This is a genomic window from Nocardiopsis sp. iso_186, assembly GCF_056173365.1.
On sequence record NZ_CM149670.1, the window covers coordinates 3071867 to 3089263 of the forward strand.

13 protein-coding genes are annotated in these 17397 nt (G+C 71.1%); 5 read left to right on the plus strand and 8 right to left on the minus strand.

The features are described from left to right. Positions 1 to 63 precede the first annotated feature (63 nt). The 4 genes from AC0VYP_RS13590 to AC0VYP_RS13605 all read right to left on the minus strand — a co-directional run bounded on the left by AC0VYP_RS13590 (position 64) and on the right by AC0VYP_RS13605 (position 5536). Positions 64 to 2430 carry a beta-xylosidase/alpha-l-arabinosidase gene (locus AC0VYP_RS13590; protein WP_475469966.1) on the minus strand — a complete coding sequence of 789 codons (2367 nt, stop codon included), beginning with the start codon at positions 2428 to 2430 and terminating at the stop codon, positions 64 to 66. A 66-nt stretch (positions 2431 to 2496) separates the two neighbouring features. Further along, positions 2497 to 3345: a carbohydrate ABC transporter permease gene (locus AC0VYP_RS13595; protein ID WP_475469968.1), complete on the minus strand. Its 849-nt coding sequence runs from the start codon at positions 3343 to 3345 to the stop codon at positions 2497 to 2499. Next, the gene (locus AC0VYP_RS13600; protein ID WP_475474253.1) at positions 3342 to 4145 is read right to left on the minus strand and encodes a carbohydrate ABC transporter permease; all 804 of its coding nucleotides are present in this window, start codon (positions 4143 to 4145) and stop codon (positions 3342 to 3344) included. Before AC0VYP_RS13600 ends, AC0VYP_RS13595 begins: the two co-directional genes overlap by 4 nt. A gap of 101 nt (positions 4146 to 4246) precedes the next feature. Further along, complete coding sequence (locus tag AC0VYP_RS13605; RefSeq protein ID WP_285760064.1) at positions 4247 to 5536, minus strand: ABC transporter substrate-binding protein; 1290 nt, start codon at positions 5534 to 5536, stop codon at positions 4247 to 4249. A 198-nt stretch (positions 5537 to 5734) separates the two neighbouring features. Between AC0VYP_RS13605 and AC0VYP_RS13610 the strand changes: the two genes are divergently transcribed. Continuing rightward, the gene (locus AC0VYP_RS13610; RefSeq protein ID WP_285760170.1) at positions 5735 to 6760 is read left to right on the plus strand and encodes a LacI family DNA-binding transcriptional regulator; all 1026 of its coding nucleotides are present in this window, start codon (positions 5735 to 5737) and stop codon (positions 6758 to 6760) included. Here the strand turns inward: AC0VYP_RS13610 and AC0VYP_RS13615 are convergent. Further along, a complete protein-coding gene (locus tag AC0VYP_RS13615) occupies positions 6739 to 8304 on the minus strand; it encodes a glycoside hydrolase family 43 protein (protein ID WP_475469970.1) in 1566 nt (521 codons plus the stop codon). The genes AC0VYP_RS13610 and AC0VYP_RS13615 overlap by 22 nt on opposite strands. A gap of 247 nt (positions 8305 to 8551) precedes the next feature. Here AC0VYP_RS13615 and AC0VYP_RS13620 point away from each other — a divergent pair, with 247 nt between their 5' ends. Further along, a complete protein-coding gene (locus AC0VYP_RS13620; protein ID WP_475469972.1) occupies positions 8552 to 9334 on the plus strand; it encodes a L,D-transpeptidase family protein in 783 nt (260 codons plus the stop codon). A gap of 54 nt (positions 9335 to 9388) precedes the next feature. On the opposite strand, the gene AC0VYP_RS13625 is transcribed toward AC0VYP_RS13620, so the two are convergent. From AC0VYP_RS13625 to glgX, 3 genes are read right to left on the minus strand one after another with little or no spacing between them, the layout of a single operon-like run. Beyond that, positions 9389 to 9850, minus strand: coding sequence for a PPOX class F420-dependent oxidoreductase (locus AC0VYP_RS13625; protein WP_285760067.1), 462 nt, complete (start codon positions 9848 to 9850; stop codon positions 9389 to 9391). Positions 9851 to 9907: 57 nt separating this feature from the next. Next, a complete protein-coding gene (treY, locus tag AC0VYP_RS13630; RefSeq protein ID WP_475469974.1) occupies positions 9908 to 12292 on the minus strand; it encodes a malto-oligosyltrehalose synthase in 2385 nt (794 codons plus the stop codon). Continuing rightward, positions 12289 to 14460, minus strand: a complete 2172-nt coding sequence (gene glgX / locus AC0VYP_RS13635) for a glycogen debranching protein GlgX (RefSeq protein WP_475469976.1) — start codon at positions 14458 to 14460, stop codon at positions 12289 to 12291. Before glgX ends, treY begins: the two co-directional genes overlap by 4 nt. 241 nt (positions 14461 to 14701) lie before the next feature. Between glgX and aroQ the strand changes: the two genes are divergently transcribed. The 3 genes from aroQ to AC0VYP_RS13650 all read left to right on the plus strand — a co-directional run bounded on the left by aroQ (position 14702) and on the right by AC0VYP_RS13650 (position 17351). Further along, on the plus strand, positions 14702 to 15163 hold the full coding sequence (gene aroQ / locus AC0VYP_RS13640; RefSeq protein WP_475469977.1) for a type II 3-dehydroquinate dehydratase: 462 nt from the start codon (positions 14702 to 14704) through the stop codon (positions 15161 to 15163). A gap of 127 nt (positions 15164 to 15290) precedes the next feature. Next, positions 15291 to 16403: a phosphate ABC transporter substrate-binding protein PstS gene (gene pstS, locus AC0VYP_RS13645; protein ID WP_475469978.1), complete on the plus strand. Its 1113-nt coding sequence runs from the start codon at positions 15291 to 15293 to the stop codon at positions 16401 to 16403. Between the two features lie 96 nt (positions 16404 to 16499). Then, a complete protein-coding gene (locus AC0VYP_RS13650) occupies positions 16500 to 17351 on the plus strand; it encodes an SDR family oxidoreductase (protein ID WP_285760071.1) in 852 nt (283 codons plus the stop codon). Positions 17352 to 17397 lie beyond the last annotated feature (46 nt).

Sequence of the window (17397 nt, forward strand, 5' to 3'; positions counted from 1 at the left end):
CCGCCGTGCGGCGGCGCGGACGCCGGGCGATCCGTACGGGCGGGGCCGCGGGGCCCGCCCGGCTCAGGAGCGGGGCGGGGCCACCGTGACGGGGGCGGTGAGCCTGCGGGTGTGGTCCACCTCCCGGACCGGCCCGACCAGGTGCGGGCGGACGGTATGGCGGATGTCGGAGCTGGAGGCCGCGAGCTCCAGGACCAGTTCTCCGGGTTCCACGATCGCCCGCCCTTCGGGCCCCGTGTAGGCGGCCAGGTCGGCGGGCACCGTGAACTCGACCCTGCGCTCCTGTCCCGGTTCCAGCGCGACGCGGGCGTAGCCGATCAGTTTGCGCAGGGGGCGGGCCACCCGTGCCACCGGATCGCCGAGGTAGAGCTGGACGACCTCGGTTCCGGCCCTCGCCCCGGTGTTGCGCACCGCGCATCCCAGCCGCAGCTCTCCGTCGGTGGACGCCTCCTCGTCCGCGAGCCGGAGATCGGTCCACTCGAACCGGGTGTAGGACAGGCCGTGGCCGAAGGGGTGCAGTGGGGTCGGGTCAACGGCGCTCACCTCGCTGCGCAGTCCCAGCGGTGCGGCGAGGTAGGTCCAGGGCTGACCCCCCGGGCCGCGGGGAACGCTCACCGGGAGCCGGCCCGAGGGGGCGACCCGCCCGCCCAGGACGCCGGCGAGCGCGGGACCGCCCTCCTCGCCGGGGAAGAACATCTGGACCTGCGCCGCGACCCGCGGAGCGAGGCCGCCCAGCGCGTAGGGGCGTCCGGTCAACAGCACCAGGACGACAGGGGTACCGGTAGCGGCCAGTGCGTGGGCGAGGCGTTCCTGGCTCCCGGGCAGCGTCAGGTCGGTGGCGTCGCACCCCTCGCCCGAGGTGCCCCTGCCGAAGAGGCCGGCGCGGTCGCCCAGCACGAGCACGCACACGTCGGCCTCCTCGGCCGCGTGCAGCGCGGCGGCGAAGCCGGTCTCGTCGTCACCGGTCACCGCGCATCCGGCGGCGTGGGTGATCTCGGCGCGGGGCAGTTCCCGGCGCAGTGCGGCCAGAACGGTGGGCACCTCCACTCCCAGCGGCACCTCGGGGTGGTGGGTCCCGACGTGGGCGGGGAAGGAGTAGCAGCCCAGCATCGCGTTCGGGTCGTCGGCCAAGGGCCCTACGACGGCGATCCTGGCGGTCGCGCCCAGTGGCAGTACGGCGGCGTCGTTGGCCAGCAGCACGACCGACTCCTCGGCCACCCGCCGGGCCAGTGCACGGTTCTCGGGCGGGTCGAGGTCGATGCTGCCGCGCTCTCCCGCGGATACGGCGGCCGGCAGTGGTGTCCAGTCCTCGTCCAGGAGCCCCAGTTCGCACTTCTGGGTGAGCACCCGGCGCACGGCGGTGTCCACCGCGGCCTCCGGCAGCAGCCCGGTGCGCACCGCCTCCAGCAACGGGGGGCCGAAACAGTGCACGGTGGGCAGTTCGACGTTGACGCCCGCCTGCAGGGCCAGTGCCGCGGCGTCGGCGTCGGTGCCGGCGACCCCGTGCAGGGTGCGCAGGAACGCGATCCCGAAGTAGTCGGCCACGACCGTTCCGGTGAATCCCCACCGCTCGCGCAGGAGCCCGGTGAGCAGGGAGCGGTCGGCCGCGGCCGGGACCCCGTCCACGTCGGCGTAGGAGTGCATGACCGAGCGGACGCCGCCGTGGCGGACGGCCATCTCGAAGGGGGGCAGCAGCACGTCGGCGGTCTCGCGGGGCCCGACCGAGGCGGGGGCGAGGTTGCGGGCCCCGCGCGAGGCCGAGTACCCCACGAAGTGCTTGAGGGTGGCCACCACACCGGCGGACTGGAGGCCGCGCACGTAGGCGGTGCCCAGGGTGGCGACCAGGTAGGGGTCCTCCCCCATGGTCTCCTCGGTGCGCCCCCACCGGGGGTCGCGGGTGACGTCCAGGACGGGGGCCAGGCCCTGGTGCACACCCACGGAGCGCATACTCGCGCCGATCTGAGCGGCCATGCGCTCCACCAGGTCGGGGTCGAAGGTCGCCCCCCAGGCGAGCGGGACGGGATAGATCGTGGCGGTCCATGCGGTGAAACCGGCCAGGCACTCCTCGTGTGCGATGGCGGGGATGGCGAACCGGTTGGCCGCGGTGATGCGCTCCTGGGAGCGGGCCAGCGCCAGCGCCCCCATGGCGGGGTCCACCGGGGTGGTGCCGAACGGCCGGGTGAGCTGGCCCAGCCCGTGCTCGACGAGGGCGTCGAGGTCGGGGGGCTCGACGGTCATGTCGTGCTGGTGGGGGGCGACGCCTTCGCCGGAGTCGTCGGCTCCCACCCACACGCCGTAGAGCTGGGCGACCTTCTCCCGCAGTGTCATGCGCGCGAGGAGTTCCCCGACCCGCTGGGCCACCGGCAGCGAGGCGTCGCGCCAGGGTGCGGGGCGGCCGACCGGGTCGGCGTGGTGCGGGGGCGAAGTCATGCGGATCTCCTCCTGCTTGCTGGGGGCACCCCGGCCGGGGTGCTGGTCTCACCACACGCGGTCGGCCTATTTGCCGCCCACTCCCATCAGCCCGTTGACCAGGGAGCGCCGGGCCACCAGGTAAAGGAGCAGAATCGGAATGGCCGAGAGCACGACGGCCGAGAGCAGACCGGGGATGTCGGTGCCGTACTGGCCCTGGAACTCGTACAGGCCCAGGGTGATGGGCCGTTTCTCGGGCGAGGTGATGAGGATGAGGGGGAACAGGAAGCCGTTCCACGCCTGGAGCGCGGCGTAGACGGCGACCGTGGCCAGGCCCGAGCGGCTGAGCGGGAGGACCAGTTGCACGAAGGCCCGCAACTGTCCGGCCCCGTCCAGGGCCATCGCCTCATAGAGCTCCTCGGAGATGTCGCGCATGGAGCCGGTGAGGATGAGCACGCATACCGGCAGGGCGAACGCGGCGGTGGGCAGGATGACGGCCAACAGGGTGTCGTTGAGGCCCAGCTGGTTGATGATCAGCAGGACCGGGATGATCACCGCCTGGGCCGGAATGGCCAGGCCCAGGAGGAAGAGCCGGAACACGCCGCTGCTGAAGCGGGTGCGCGAGCGCACCAGCGCGTAGCCGACCGTGGCGGACAGGAACACGACCAGGACGACGACGCCCGCGGTGATCAGGACGGTGTTGAGGACGAAACCGAGGAAACCGTTCTCGATGGCGCGCACGTAGTTGTTGACGGTGGGCCGGGTCGGCGGGGTCAGCGGGTTGGCCTGGGCGTACTCCGGACGCGAGCGCAGGGTGGCCACGAGCATGGCGTACAGCGGCACGGCCACGACCAGCAGCCACAGTGCGGCTCCGAGCCCCGCGAGCGGGTTGGCGCGGGCGCGTCGCGGTGCGGGGGGTGCGGACGAGCGGTTCACATTCCCTCCCGGGTGCTGCGCATCGCCCCGAAACCGGTGAGGCGGACCATGAGCAGGGAGGCCGTGGTGGCCACGACCACGAGGGTGAAGGCGATGGCGCTGGCGTAGCCCAGCTCGTAGCCCCGGAACCCGGTCCAGAACATCAGGTACGGAACGATCGTGGTGTCGGTGCCGGGGCCGCCCTGGGTGAGGATCAGCACGGTGTCGAAGTAGGTGAGGGCGCCCACCACCATGAGCACCGAGGAGGTGGTGATGGTGGCGCGCAGCTGGGGCAGGGTGATGTGGCGGAACCGCAGCAGTCGCCCCGCGCCGTCCACTTCGGCCGCCTGGTAGAGAACGGCCGGGATCTGGCGTGCGCCGCCCTGGTAGAGCAGTGCGTGCAGCGGGATGAACTGCCAGGCGCTGACGAAGACGACGGCCGTGAACGCGCCGGTCGAGGTTCCCAGGATGTTTCCGCTGCCCATGCCTAGGGCGTCGCTGATGCGGGCGACGGGGCCGAAGTTGGGGTCGAGCAGGGATTTCCACAGGACGGCGATGGCCGCAGAGGACAACAGCAGGGGGAAGAAGAAGACCGCCGAGAGGACGGCGCGGTTGCGCTGGGGACCGGCGGCCCACACCCCCAGCAGCAACGCGATCGGAGTCTGTACCGCCCAGGTGGCGGCGGTCAGCGCGAGGCTCAGGACGACGGCCTGTCGCATCACCGGGTCGGCCACCAGCCGCGTCCAATTGTCCAGGCCGGTGGGCGCGGGGGTGGCCAGACCGTCCCAGTCGGTGAAGGACAGGTAGGCCACCAGCACCATGGGCACCACGGCGAAGAGCGCGAAGAAGAGGGCGCCGGGGAGGGCCCAGACGGCGCCCGGACGCCCGGTGGCGGGGCCGCGCGGGCGCCGGGTCCCGGTGGTCACCGCAGGGCCGCCACGGCGTCAACGAACTGCTCGGGGGTGCTCTGGCCGTTGAACAGCTTCTGGATCTCGGTCTTCATGGGGTTGGCGATTCTGCTCTCCAGCGCCTGGTCCCAGGAGAGCTGGAAGGCGGGGGCGTCCTGGACCAGCTGGTACTGGAACTCGGCGAAGTCGGGGCTGGGGCTGTCGGCCAGCAGGTCGGCGGCGTTCGCGGTGGTGGGCACCTCGCCGTTGGCGACCATGTCGCGCACGTAGTCGGGGCTCGATGTCAGTTTGAGGAAGGCCACGGCTTCGTCGGGGTGATCGGTGTCGGCGCCGACGGAGAAGTAGTTGGTGGGGTTGCCCACCACGTTGGCCGGGTCGCCCTCGCCGTCGGGCAGGGCCGGGAAGGGGAGGTAGCCCAGTCCGTCCTCGGCGAACTCCGGAGCCTGGCTGAGCTGGGTGGAGTACTCCCAGGAGCCCATGAGGTGCATGGCGGCGCGTCCTTGGGCCAGCAGGGTGGGTGCGCCGCCCTGGGTGTAGTTGACCGAGGCGAAGTTGTCGCCGAAGGCGCCGCGGTCCACGAGGTCGCTCACGGTGCGGGCGGCCTCCAGCACGACCGGGTCGCGCCAGCCCTCGGGGTCGCCGTCCTGGATACGGCCGAACACCTCGGGGCCGCCGAGGCGGTCCACGAGGTACTGGAGCCACATCTGCTGGGGCCAGCCCTCGGCGCCCGCCAGGGCGAAGGGGGTGATGTCCTCCTCGGTGAAGGTGTCAACGAGGTCGAGGAGGTCCTGCCAGGTCTGCGGGGGCTCGACGCCGGCCTCGGCGAAGACGTCCTTGTTGTAGAAGAGGATCACCGGCTGCGTTCCGCGCAACGGGATGCCGTACTGCACGCCGTCGATCTGTCCGGCCTCCATGACCGAGGGCAGGAACGCGTCGGCGAGTTCGGGGTCGGCGGCCAGGGCGTCGTCCAGCGGCAGCAGCTTGTCGGCCTCGACGTAGGGGCGGATGCTGCCGCCGCCCCAGTTGAAGAAGACGTCGGGGACGTCACCGGAGCCCATCGCGGTGCGGAGCTTGTCCTGGTAGCCGTCGCCGGGTACCGGGATCATCCGAGCGTGGACGGTGGAGCCGGTGTTGAACTCCTCGATCGCCGCCTCCTGGACCACGGCGAGATCGTCCTGGTACATCCAGACGTCCATCCCCGCGTGGTCGTCGTCCCCCCGAGGGGAACAGGCGCTGAGGACCAGCACCCCTGACAGCGCCGCGGCAGCCGCCGCGCGCCCCGATGTCCGTGCGACCGATCGCATGGCGTCTCCTTAGAAACTATCGGTAACTATCCCGAAACTTTGAGAACCGAAAGTACGGGTGGAATCGAGTCGCGTCAATAGGAAAATGAGACCTGCGCCACTCCCCTGCGCCACTTTTCCTGCTCCGAGCACGTAAAATCCCGGGACGTGAGTGCAGATTCAGCGCCGGACACCCCGGACACCGCCGACACCCCGCCGATGACGATCTCGAAACTTGCGGAGGCCGCCGGGGTATCGGTCCCCACGGTCTCCAAGGTGCTCAACGGTCGGTCCGATGTGGCCCCCCAGACCCGTTCCAAGGTCGAGGCCCTGATCCGCCGGCACGGCTACCGGCGCCGCCGTGGCCCCGGATCGGGCCGCGCGGCAACCCTGGACCTGGTCTTCCACGAACTGGACAGCGCGTGGGCCATCGAGGTGATCCGCGGGGTGGAACGGGTCGCCCGCTCCGAGGGGTTCAGCGTGGTGCTGTCGGAGTCGGGCGGCGAGCGCTCTCCCCGCGACTCCTGGGTGGACTCGGTGCTGGCCCGGCAGTCCGCCGCGGTGGTCCTGGTCTTCTCGGACCTCGCCCCCGCCCAGAAGGCCAGGCTGGCCGCGCGCGGCGTCCCCTTCGTCGTGGTGGACCCCACCGGCGATCCGGGGGACGACGTGCCCTCCATCGGCTCGGCGAACTGGAACGGCGGCCTGGCGGCGACGCGTCACCTCATCGAGTCGGGCCACCGACGCATCGGTTTCATCGGCGGCCCGTCGAACGTGTTGTGCAGCCGGGCCCGCCTGGACGGCTATCGGGCCGCGCTGGACACCGCGGGGCTGGGGGTGGACCAGGCGCTGATCCGCTCCGGGGACTTCCACGTGGAGGGCGGACGCGACCACGGCCGCGCGCTGCTGCTCATGGACGACCCGCCGACGGCGGTGTTCGCCGGTAACGACCTACAGGCGCTGGGCCTGTACGAGGCTGCCCGGGAACTGGGGGCCCGCGTCCCCGAGGACCTGAGCGTGGTCGGCTACGACGACCTGCCGGTGGCCCGCTGGGTGGGGCCGCCGCTCACCACGGTGCGCCAGCCGCTGACCGAGATGGCGGAGGAGGCCACCCGGCTCGCGTTGCGACTCAGTCGCGGGGAGACCCCCGCCAATCTGCGCCTGGACCTGGCGACGAGCCTGGTGGTGCGCCAGAGCACCGCACCACCCGCCGCTGCGGTCCGGCCTCAGCCCGAACGGCCCTCGTAGTCGAACCAGTCGATGTCGGCGTGCGCGGCTCCCGTACCGTCGCCGTGCGCGTAGAGCCCCACGTAGGCGCCGGTGAAACCGCCGGCGCTCTGCGTGCTGAGCACCCGGCCGTCAACACAGGCCAACCGGACCGGGGGCTCCCCCGGGCGCGCCCAGGACAGTCGGTAGTCCTGCCCGCGGGCGTGAACGGCCAGGACGAGAGGCCCCGGCGGAACGAGGGCCCGGGCCAGGACCTCTTCCGGTCCGCCGGCGCGGCGAAGGACGCTCAGCACCCGGCCCGCCCCGTCGTCGGCGCGGGTCACGACCAGCAGGACGTGGTGGGTGTCCGCGCGCAACAGCGCCAGACCCGCGCGGTCGGCCACCGCACGCGGGACGAAGTTGACCAGGGCCGCGGCGCGGAAGTCGCGATGGCGCAGGCGCTGGCCCACGAAAGCGGGCGAGGCCCGTTCGGCAAGGGTGGCGGCCAGGGCTCGCAGGCGCAGGTGTCCGGGGCGCTCACTCAGGCTCCACCCGGGTTCGGCCGGCGTGCGCAGGCCGTTCCAGACCGGGGCCAGACCGGGCGCGTCGAAGTCGTCGCGCACCGGTTCGGGGGGCCAGGGGTGGGGTGCGAGGTCGGGCGCGGGCGCCCGGGGTTCCAGCCGGCCCGCCCCGGGCGCGAGGAGCGGCCACCCCTCCTCCCACTGCACCCTGGTCAGAAAGGTCTCCCTGCCCAGGGTGTGGTGGTAACCGCCGTAGGAGCGCGACGCCAACAGCAGCGCCCACCACTCACCGCGCTGGGTGCGCACGAGGTCGGCGTGGCCGACGCCGACGACGGGGTGGTCCAGGCCCAGGTGACGGTGGGTCAGGACGGGGTTGCGCGGGTTGCCCAGGTAGGGGCCGGTGATCGAGGCCGACCGGGCGGCCATGACGGAGTGGTTGTGCTCGGTGCCGCCTTCGGCGGTGATGAGGAGGTAGTGTCCGTCCACCCGGTACAGGTGCGGCCCCTCGGCCCAGACTCCCCCGCGCAGCGCTCCCGTCCACAGGACGTGTTCGGGCCCGGTCAGCCGCATTTCCTCGGCGTCGAAGCGGCGCAGCCAGATTTCGGTCTGTCCCGGCCATTGGGGATCGGCCGCCTCGCGACAGCCGGTCCACCACGCGCTCCCGTCGTCGTCGAAGAACAACGATGGGTCGATGCCGTGCGCGTCCTGGATCCAGTGGGGACCGGACCAGGGGCCTGCCGGATCGGTCGCGGTGAGGACGAAGGACCCGTCCTGGGCGGTTCCGTCAACCAGGGTGCACACCAGGTAGAACCGGCCCTCGTGGTGACGGATCGTGGGGGCGTAGAGGCCGCCGGAACAGCGGATTCCGCTCAGGTCCAGTTGGTCGGACCGGTCGAGGGCGTGGCCCAGGATCCGCCAGTGGACGAGGTCCCGGCTGTGGTGGACCGGGAGGCCGGGGAAGTATTCGAAGGTCGAGGTGACCAGGTAGTAGTCGTCGCCGACCCGGCAGACCGAAGGATCGGGGTGGAATCCGGACAGTACGGGGTTGCGAAAACTTCGGGTCATGGGCTCCCCGTCGGGGCGGTCGGCCGAACGGTATTCCGATAGTTTCGAAAATCTTGCCGGTTGCTTTCGGGACTGTAGGCACCCGCGGCGGCACGGTCAAGCCGTGGCCGGATCCGGCCACGGCTCAGCCGACGGGGCTCGCCCCACCTGCGTCAACACGCGGCGCCGATGGCGGGTGAGCCCGGCAGGGGCAACGCGACGGCCAGGAAAAAGCCATGACATCGTCAATCGCGGGCAAAATCCACGCATGGCTACTAGCAGATCCGGCCGTTTCCGACGGCACACGACGAATGCGGCCGTGCTCGCGGTGTCCACGGTCATGGTGGCAGGGTTCGGCACCGTCGCCCACGCGGGCACCGCCCCCACCGGCTCCTTGCTCGCGGCCGGCGCCCCGGCCGCTGCCGGACTGAACCTGAACGCGGCCGACGTGCAGTCGGGTCTGCTGCGCCAAGGCGCCAAGGGCAGCCAGGTCAAAGCGATCCAGCAACGCCTCATCGACCTCGGCTACTGGCTGGACGGTGCGGACGGGGAATTCGGCCCGCTCACCACGCAGGCCGTCTACGCGGTGCAGAAGGCCGCCGGGATCGAGCGCGACGGCGTGGTCGGTCCGGCCACCCGCGCGGCCCTGGACAAGGGTGCTCGCCCCAAGGCGAGCACGTCCTCGGGCAACGTGGTGGAGATCGACCTGGCACGGCAACTGCTGTTGGTGGTCTCCGACGGCAAGGTGCGCCGGATCTTCAACACCTCGACCGGCTCGGGCAAGCCCTACGTCTCCAACGGGCAGAAGCAGGTGGCCACCACCCCCAAGGGCCGCTACCCGGTGTTTCGTGCGGTGGACGCCTGGGATCCCGGCCCGCTGGGCGCCCTGTACCGCCCCAAGTACTTCAACCGCGGCATCGCCGTGCACGGCTACAGTTCGGTCCCGCCCTACCCCGCCTCGCACGGATGCGCACGGGTGAGCATCGCGGCGATGGACTGGCTGTGGGCCAACGGCAGCCTCAAGCAGCACACTCCCGTCGTCGTGCGCTGACCCGGCCCGTCCGCCGATACCGGACGGCACCCGGTACCGGCGGACGGGAGCCGCTCACGCCAGCCTGGCCGGGAAACCGCCCGTGGCGATGGGCCCCCAACGTTCGGGGGTGATGCGCAGCAGCGCCTTGCCCTGGCGGCGCATCGCCTGGCGGTACTCCTCCCAGTCGGGATGCTCCCCGGAGATGGAGCGGAAGTACTCCACGAGAGGCTCCACCGCATCCTCCCCGGCCAGGACCTCTGCGGTACCGTCCACCTGCACCCATGCCCCGTCGAAGTCGTCGGAGAGCACGACCACGCTCACCCGGTCGTCGCGCTCGGCGTTGCGGGTCTTGGCGCGCTCGGGATACGTGGAGACCACGACGCGCCCTTTCTCGTCCACCCCGCAGGTGACCGGGGACGCCTGCGGTGAACCGTCGGCACGGCGGGTGACCAGGAGCGCGCGGTGGCGCGGCCGCAGGAACTCCAGCAGCTCGGCGCGCTCCACACGGGTGTTGGTGGCGATGGATGGGCTCACGGGTTGTCTCCCCTTGTCTTCGTCTGTGTCGTTCGAGGCGGCACCGCGGAACGGGCGTCAGGCCCGCATCAGGAGCGCCACCGGGTAATCGGCCAGCACGTCGGCCAGCGGGGCAGTGGTGAAGCCGGCGGTGCTGGTGGGGGGCACCGTTCTCCCGGTCAACAGATCGGTCCACTCCCCCTTGCCCGAGGGCAGGGGCACGACGGTATCGCGCCATCCCCCCGCAGCGGCCAGCCCCACGGGCAGGCGGGTGGCGACCACCACCACACCCTGATCGGCCCCACGGGCGAAGGCGAGGCAGTGCCTGGCCGCGGGACCGGAGGCGGGCAGCGGCCGGTATCCGGTGAGTTCACGGGCGCGGCGCAGCCGCAGCGCGGTCGCGACCACGTGCAGTTTCGCCGCCCCGGTCTCGTCCACCGGTGGACGCCATCCGCCGTCCAGGCGCTCCAGCAGCCCGCGGCGCAGGTCGTAGTTGACGAGGCGGCGGTTGTCGGGGTCCACCAGGGACAGGTCCCACAGTTCGGTGCCCTGGTAGACGTCGGGGACGCCGGGCATGAGCAGCTGCACGAGCTTCTGGCCAAGCGCGTTGGACCAACCGGGGCCGCGCACCCGGTCGACGAACGCCGCGACCTCGGCGCTCAACCCGGCATCGCCCAGGACGCGGTCGGGCCAGGCGGCCACCTCCTTCTCGAAGGCGGGATCGGGGTCCACCCAGGACGTGCGCAGCTTGGCCTCCTTGGCGGCCTTCTCCAAGTAGCCCCGCAGCCGGTCCGCGTCGATGGGCCAGGCGCCGACGAGGGTCTGCCAGGCCAGCAGGTCGAGCGTGGGTTCGCTGAGACCCGCGCGCCCGGTCCAGCCCCGAACCGCCTCGGCGAACTCTCCGGGGACCTCTGCGAGCACCGCCAACCGGGCCCGCACGTCCTCGGAGCGCTTGGTGTCGTGGGTGGACAGCGTCGTCATGGACCGGGGCCACGACGCCTCGCGCGCGGCCGCCGCGGCATGGAACTCCGGGACCGTCACCCCGAAGCGATCGGGCGATCCGCCCACCTCGTTGAGCGCGATGAACCGCGAGTAGCGGTAGAAGGCGGTGTCCTCGGTACCCTTGGCGATGACCATACCGCTGGTCTGCTGGATGCGGCGGGCCAGTTCCCCACCGGGATCGGCGCGCACCCCCTCGTCGACGACCGCCAGCGCCCCGGCGAGGTCGGGGCGCCGCTCGGCCGACCTCGCGATCGCGCGCGCCCAGTCCTGTTCTCCCTCCGGCAGGTAGGAACGGTAGACCTCGAACGCGCCGAGGAGTTCGGCGACGGCCCCGCGGGCGCGGTCGGGCTCGACGCCGGGCACCAGGGCGGCGATGCGTGCGACCTCTGCGGCGAGCACGGTCGTGGCGACCGCGCGTCGGCACTCGGTCTCGACCTCGGTGAAATCGGTGGGCACGCCAAGGCCCTCGGCGAGCAGGGTGAGGCGCCCCTGCCCCGTGTCGTCAACGAACACCCCGCAGACCTCGCGCAGCGCGTCGTACCCGGTGGAGCCGTCCACCGGCCAGGAGGCGGGCAGCGTCTCCCCAGGGGCCAGGATCTTCTCCAGCACGATCCAACCGGGGAAGAGTGCGCGCAGCCGGCGGGTGTACTCCCCCGGGTCGCTGAGTCCGTCGGGATGGTCAACCCGGATCCCTTGGACGTCGCCGTCCAGGGCCCAGCGCAACACCTCCCCGTGCGTGGCCTCCAGGACCCCGGGATCCTCCACCCTGACCGCGGCCAGGGTGGTGACGTCGAAGAAGCGCCGGTAGTTGAGCTCGGAGTCCCCACGCCGCCACGAAACGAGCCGGTAGTGCTGGCGTTCCAGCACCTCCAACGGGTTGTCGCCGGGCTCGTAGGTGCCCTCGGCGATGGGGAAACGGTGCTCGTAGTAGGTGATGCAGTCGTCGGCGATGGTCAGGGTGCCGAGGGCTCCCGCACCGTCGTCGCCGTCGTCGCCCAGGACGGGGACCAGCAGCGGACCCGCCGACCAGTCGATGTCGAAACAGCGGGCGTACCGCGACCGGCGGCCGTGCAGCAGCACGTCCCACCACCACTGGTTGGCGGCGGGGTCGGCGATCGACATGTGGTTGGGGACGATGTCCACGACCAGGCCGAGGCCCACCTCGCGCAGGCGGGCCGACAGTTCCCGCCGTGCGCGTTCCCCGCCCAGAGCGGGCGCGGCCCGGGTGGGGTCCACCACGTCGTAGCCGTGGGTGGACCCGGAGGCCGCCGCGAGCATCGGGGAGGCGTAGGCCGCCCCCGTTCCCAGCAGCCGAAGGTAGTCGGCGGTGTCGGCCGCCGCGGCGAAGTCGAACTCGGGGCGCAGTTGCAGCCGGTAGGTGGAGGACGGCGGGGACGGGACGTCCGCCCCTCTCCGCGCCCACTGCTGGGGGTGTCCGACCGACGGACCCGTGCCGCTCACTCCGCGACCGCGGTGCGTTGCAGCAGCATCAGCGAACGGGCGGGCAGCGGAAAGGAGTCCCCGGCCTTGACGGACTGGGCCTGGGTCGGGACCGCACCGGCGACCGTACCGGTCACCACCCCGCCGCCGGACTCGGCGAAGACCTCGCCGCTGGCGGTGTCGGCGACCACCGTCCATTCCGTTCCGTAGTCCGCCTGGGGAACGGTGACCTCGACGTCGCCGTCGTGGGCGTTGAAGCACAACAGGAAGGAGTCGTCGGTGACGCGTTCACCGCGCGCGTCGAGGTCGGTGATGCCGTCGCCGTTGAGGAAGATCACCACACAACGACCGAAGCCCGACCCCCAGTCCTCCTGCGTCATCTCGCTTCCGTCGGGGGTGAACCACGCGATGTCGCGCAGTTCGTCGCCGGTGCGGATGGGGCTGCCCGCGAAGAACCGGGTGCGCCTGAAGATCGGGTGGTGGTGGCGCAGCCGGGTGATCGCGGAGGTGAAGGCCACGAGGTCGGCGTTCTCCTCGGCCTGGGACCAGTCCATCCAGGCGATCTCGTTGTCCTGGCAGTAGGCGTTGTTGTTGCCGCCCTGCGTGCGGCCCATCTCGTCGCCGTGCAACAGCATGGGCACGCCCTGGCTGAGCATCATGGTGGCGATGACGTTGCGACTCTGCCGGCGGCGCAGTTTCAGGATCTCGGGGTCGTCGGTGGGGCCCTCGACCCCGCAGTTCCAGGACCGGTTGTCGTTGTGGCCGTCGTTGTTGTCCTCGCCGTTGTCGGCGTTGTGCTTGTCGTTGTAGGACACCAGGTCGGCCAGGGTGAAGCCGTCATGGGCGGTGACGAAGTTGACCGAGGCGAAGGGGCGGCGGCCGTCGTCCTGGTAGAGGTCGGAGGAACCGGTGATGCGGGAGGCGAACTCCCCCAGCGTCGCGTGCTCGCCGCGCCAGAAGTCGCGCACGGTGTCGCGGTACTTGCCGTTCCACTCGGTCCACAGCGGCGGGAAGTTGCCGACCTGGTAGCCGCCGGGCCCGACGTCCCACGGTTCGGCGATCAGCTTGACCTGCGAGATCACCGGGTCCTGCTGCACGATGTCGAAGAAGGCGCTGAGCCGGTTGACGTCGTAGAACTCCCGGGCCAGCGCCGAGGCGAGGTCGAAGCGGAACCCGTCCACGTGCATGTCCAGCACCCAGTAGCGCAGCGAGTCCATGATCAGCTGCAACGAGTGCGGGTCCCGGGCGTTCAGCGAGTTGCCGGTCCCGGTGTAGTCCATGTAGTACGTGGGGTCGTCGTTGACCAGGCGGTAGTAGGCCTCGTTGTCGATGCCGCGCATGGACAACGTGGGACCCAGGTGGTTGCCCTCGGCGGTGTGGTTGTAGACCACGTCGAGGATCACCTCGATGTTGGCCTCGTGCAGGGCCTTGACCATGGCCTTGAACTCCTGCACCTGTTCGCCGCGCGTTCCCGTGGCCGCGTACCCGCTGTGCGGTGCGAAGAAGCCGATGGTGTTGTAGCCCCAGTAGTTGCGCAGGCCACGGCTCTGCAGGGCGTGGTCGTGCAGGAACTCGTGCACCGGCATCAGTTCGACGGCGGTGACGCCCAGCGTCGTGAGGTGGTCAACGACGGCCGGGTGGGCCAGGCCGGCATAGGTCCCGCGCAGCCGCTCGGGCACGCCGGGGTGGCGCATGGTCAGCCCCCGCACGTGCGCCTCGTAGATGACGCTCTCGTTGTAGGGGGTCCGGGGACGGTTCTCGTTGCCCCAGTCGAAGAAGGGGCTGATCACCACGGAGGTGGGCACGTGGGCGGCGGAGTCGGCGTCGTTGCGCTGGTCGGGGTCGTCGAAGCGGTAGCCGAACAGGGACTCGTCCCACTCCACCTCCCCCGTGACGGCTTTCGCGTAGGGGTCCAGGAGCAGCTTGGCCGGATTGCAGCGCAGGCCGCGGGAGGGGTCGTTGGGGCCGTGCACCCGGTAGCCGTAGCGCTGGCCGGGGCCGACCCCCGGGAGGTAGCAGTGGTGGACGAATCCGCGCACTTCCGGTAGGCGGATGCGCGTCTCGGCTCCGTCGTCGTCCAGAAGGCACAGCTCGACGTACTCGGCTACCTGGGAGTAGAGGGCGAAATTGGTTCCGGCACCGTCATAGGTGGCACCCAGTGGATAGGACGAACCCTGCCAGGGTCGCAAAGCGGACTCCTTCTGAGGCCCCGTCAACCCGTGGGCCGGCGGGGTGGATGCGGACGTGCGGGGCCGCGTCGGCCATGCCCCAAGCCTAGAACGCGCCTTCGCGCAGCACCGTTGTTGGCGCGGCGTGTTGGCGCAGCACGCTCACTAGGCTCGTGAGCAGGCGACCGACTGCTGGTGGTTCACGGCATCGCACGCCTTTTTCCGTGGATTCTCGGATCGAACTGAAAGGACGCCTTCCCCTATGGACAGCGCCGAAACCGCCCGCCCCACAGTGCTTCTGCTGCACGGCCCCAACCTCAACCTGCTGGGTGAGCGGGACCCCGCGCAGTACGGCACCACCACGCTGGCCGACGTGGAGGAGCGGGTGCGCGCGCTGGGCGCGGAGCTGGGCGTCAACGTCGTGTGCGAGCAGAGCAACCACGAGGGCGTCCTGATCGACCACGTGCACGCGGCGCGCGCCATGGACGGAATCGTGCTCAACCCCGGCGCCTTCGCGCACTACAGCATCGCGCTGCGCGACGCCCTGGAAGCGGTGGCCACGCCGTGTGTCGAGATCCACATCTCCAACGTGCACGCCCGTGAGTCGTTCCGGCACACGTCGGTGACGGCTCCGGTGACCCGGGGCTACGTCAGCGGTTGCGGGACGAACGGCTACGAACTGGCGCTGCGCCAGGTGGTCCACCTCATCGCCGAGCGGACCTGACCTCGCCCCTGTTCGACCAGCACAACAGGGTTGACGCCGGGCCAGGTCGGCACGAGTGTTCGGAGCTTGTTAAATTCGTTGACGGCACCCGAGCACCGGGTGTTCAATCAGGGGATCTAGGAGAGCCGTGTTGCCGTCAACCTATCGCAGGATGCCCGCGATCGCGCTGCTGGGCGCGCTGGCGCTGACGACCGGGTGCGGCAGCGACAACGCCGTGCGCGGCAACGACCCGGTGCCGGTGCCGGCCGACCTGGAGTGCGTGGACGGCACCGTCACGGGGTCGGGGTCGAGCGCGCAGGAAAAGGCGATGCAGGTGTGGATCGCCGGTTTCCAGGGGGCGTGCGACGACGCCCGGGTCTACTACGACTCGATCGGCTCCGGTGGGGGACGCAGCCAGTTCATCGACGGCGCGGTGGCCTTCGCCGGCAGCGACGCGGCGCTGGACCCCGCCGAGGCCGAGGAGGCGAGCCGTCGCTGCACGGACGCCGGCGCCATCAACATCCCGGTCTACGTCGTCCCGATCGCGGTGGTGTTCAACCTCCCGGGCGTGGAATCGCTCAACATGGGCCCCGAGACCATCGCACGGGTGTTCACCGGCGCGATCACCGACTGGAACGACCCGGAGATCGCCGAGGCCAACCCCGACGCCGAGCTCCCCGACCTGCCGATCGCGCCGGTGAGCCGATCCGACGAATCCGGCACAACCGAGAACTTCACCGCCTACCTGGAGGCGACGGCCGGGGACGCCTGGCCCTACGAGCACAGCGGCCAGTGGCCGATCCCCCCGGCCGAGGCCGGGCAGGGCAACAGCGGTGTGGCCCAGGCCGTGGAGAGCGGCGGCGGCACCATCGGCTACCTGGAGTCCTCGCACGCCCAGGGGATGTCCACGGTCAAGGTGGGGGTGGGTGACGGATTCGTCGAGCTGTCGCCCGAGGCTGCCGCCGGGGTCATCGCGGCCTCGCCCGAGCGCGAGGGCAACAGCGAGCACGACCATGCGCTGGACCTGGACTACGCGACCTCCGAGACCGGTGTCTACCCGATCGTGCTGGTCAGCTACGAGATCATGTGCCAGACCTACCCGGAGGCCTCCGACGCCTCCGCGGTCAAGGCGTTCGTGAACTACATCCTGAGCGACGAGGGCCAGCAGGCGGCCTCCGAGGAGACCGGGTCGGCGCCGCTGTCGCCGGAGGTGCGCGAGAACCTGGTGGCCTCGGTGGCGACGGTGGACGGCGCCCGATAACCATGGGCCATTCGGTGTTTACCGGTTCTTGACTCGGTCAGCCGTATCGCAGCGGGTGGGGACGGTCCCCGCCCGCGCGCGAGGAAGGCGGTACCGATGCCCAAGCCGGAGCACGGCCAGACCCAGACCTACCCCGGACGTACCGACGAGATGGACCCCAGGCCCCGCGACGAGATGCGCGGCTACTCCGGCAGCGGCAAGCTCGCCGGGAAGATCGCCCTGGTGGCCGGCGGCGACTCCGGTATCGGAAGGGCGGTGTCGGTCGCCTTCGCCAAGGAGGGCGCGGACGTGGCGATCGCCTACCTGTCGGAGGACGACGACGCCCGGCACACCGCGGCGCTGGTGGAGCAGGAGGGGAGGCGCTGTCTGCTCCTGCCCGGCGACCTCGGCGAGGAGCGCCGGTGCGAGGAGGTGGTGACGCGTACCGTGGCCGAGTTCGGGGGGCTGGACGTACTGGTGGCCCACCAGGCGACCCAGACTCCGGTGGAGGACTTCGCCGACCTGCCCACCGAGCAGTTGCGCCGCACCTTCGAGGTGAACGTGTTCGGAGTCTTCTGGCTGCTGCGCGCCGCTATCCCCGTCATGCCCGACGGCGGGTCGGTGATCGTCACCGGTTCGATCAACGGGCTGCGCGGCAACGCCTCGCTGATCGACTACTCGGTCAGCAAGGCCGCGGTGATGAACCTGACGCACTGCCTCGCCCAGCACTACGTCAAGCGCGGGATCCGGGTGAACTGCGTGGCGCCGGGGCCCGTGTGGACGCCGTTGATCCCGGCGACGCTGCCCGAGGACAAGGTGGAGGGGTTCGGTGGGCAGGCCCCGATGGGGCGGGCGGCCGACCCTGACGAGGTCGCGCCGTCCTACGTGTTCTTCGCCAGCGGCCAACTGTCCTCCTACTACTCCGGTGAGGTGCTGGCACCGGTCGGCGGGGAGATCCAGGCCGGCTGAGCTGACTCTTCACGTCGAGGAAGGTGGAAAACCGCTTTCGCGCGGG

Coding starts and splice junctions, on each gene's coding strand:
- AC0VYP_RS13590 (WP_475469966.1), bottom strand. CDS start 2,430: ATGACTTCGCCCCCGCACCACGCCGACCCGGTCGGCCGCCCCGCACCC.
- AC0VYP_RS13600 (WP_475474253.1), bottom strand. CDS start 4,145: ATGGTGCTGGTGGCCTACCTGTCCTTCACCGACTGGGACGGTCTGGCC.
- AC0VYP_RS13605 (WP_285760064.1), bottom strand. CDS start 5,536: ATGCGATCGGTCGCACGGACATCGGGGCGCGCGGCGGCTGCCGCGGCG.
- AC0VYP_RS13610 (WP_285760170.1), top strand. CDS start 5,735: ATGACGATCTCGAAACTTGCGGAGGCCGCCGGGGTATCGGTCCCCACG.
- AC0VYP_RS13615 (WP_475469970.1), bottom strand. CDS start 8,304: ATGACCCGAAGTTTTCGCAACCCCGTACTGTCCGGATTCCACCCCGAT.
- AC0VYP_RS13620 (WP_475469972.1), top strand. CDS start 8,552: ATGGCTACTAGCAGATCCGGCCGTTTCCGACGGCACACGACGAATGCG.
- aroQ (WP_475469977.1), top strand. CDS start 14,702: ATGGACAGCGCCGAAACCGCCCGCCCCACAGTGCTTCTGCTGCACGGC.
- AC0VYP_RS13650 (WP_285760071.1), top strand. CDS start 16,500: ATGCCCAAGCCGGAGCACGGCCAGACCCAGACCTACCCCGGACGTACC.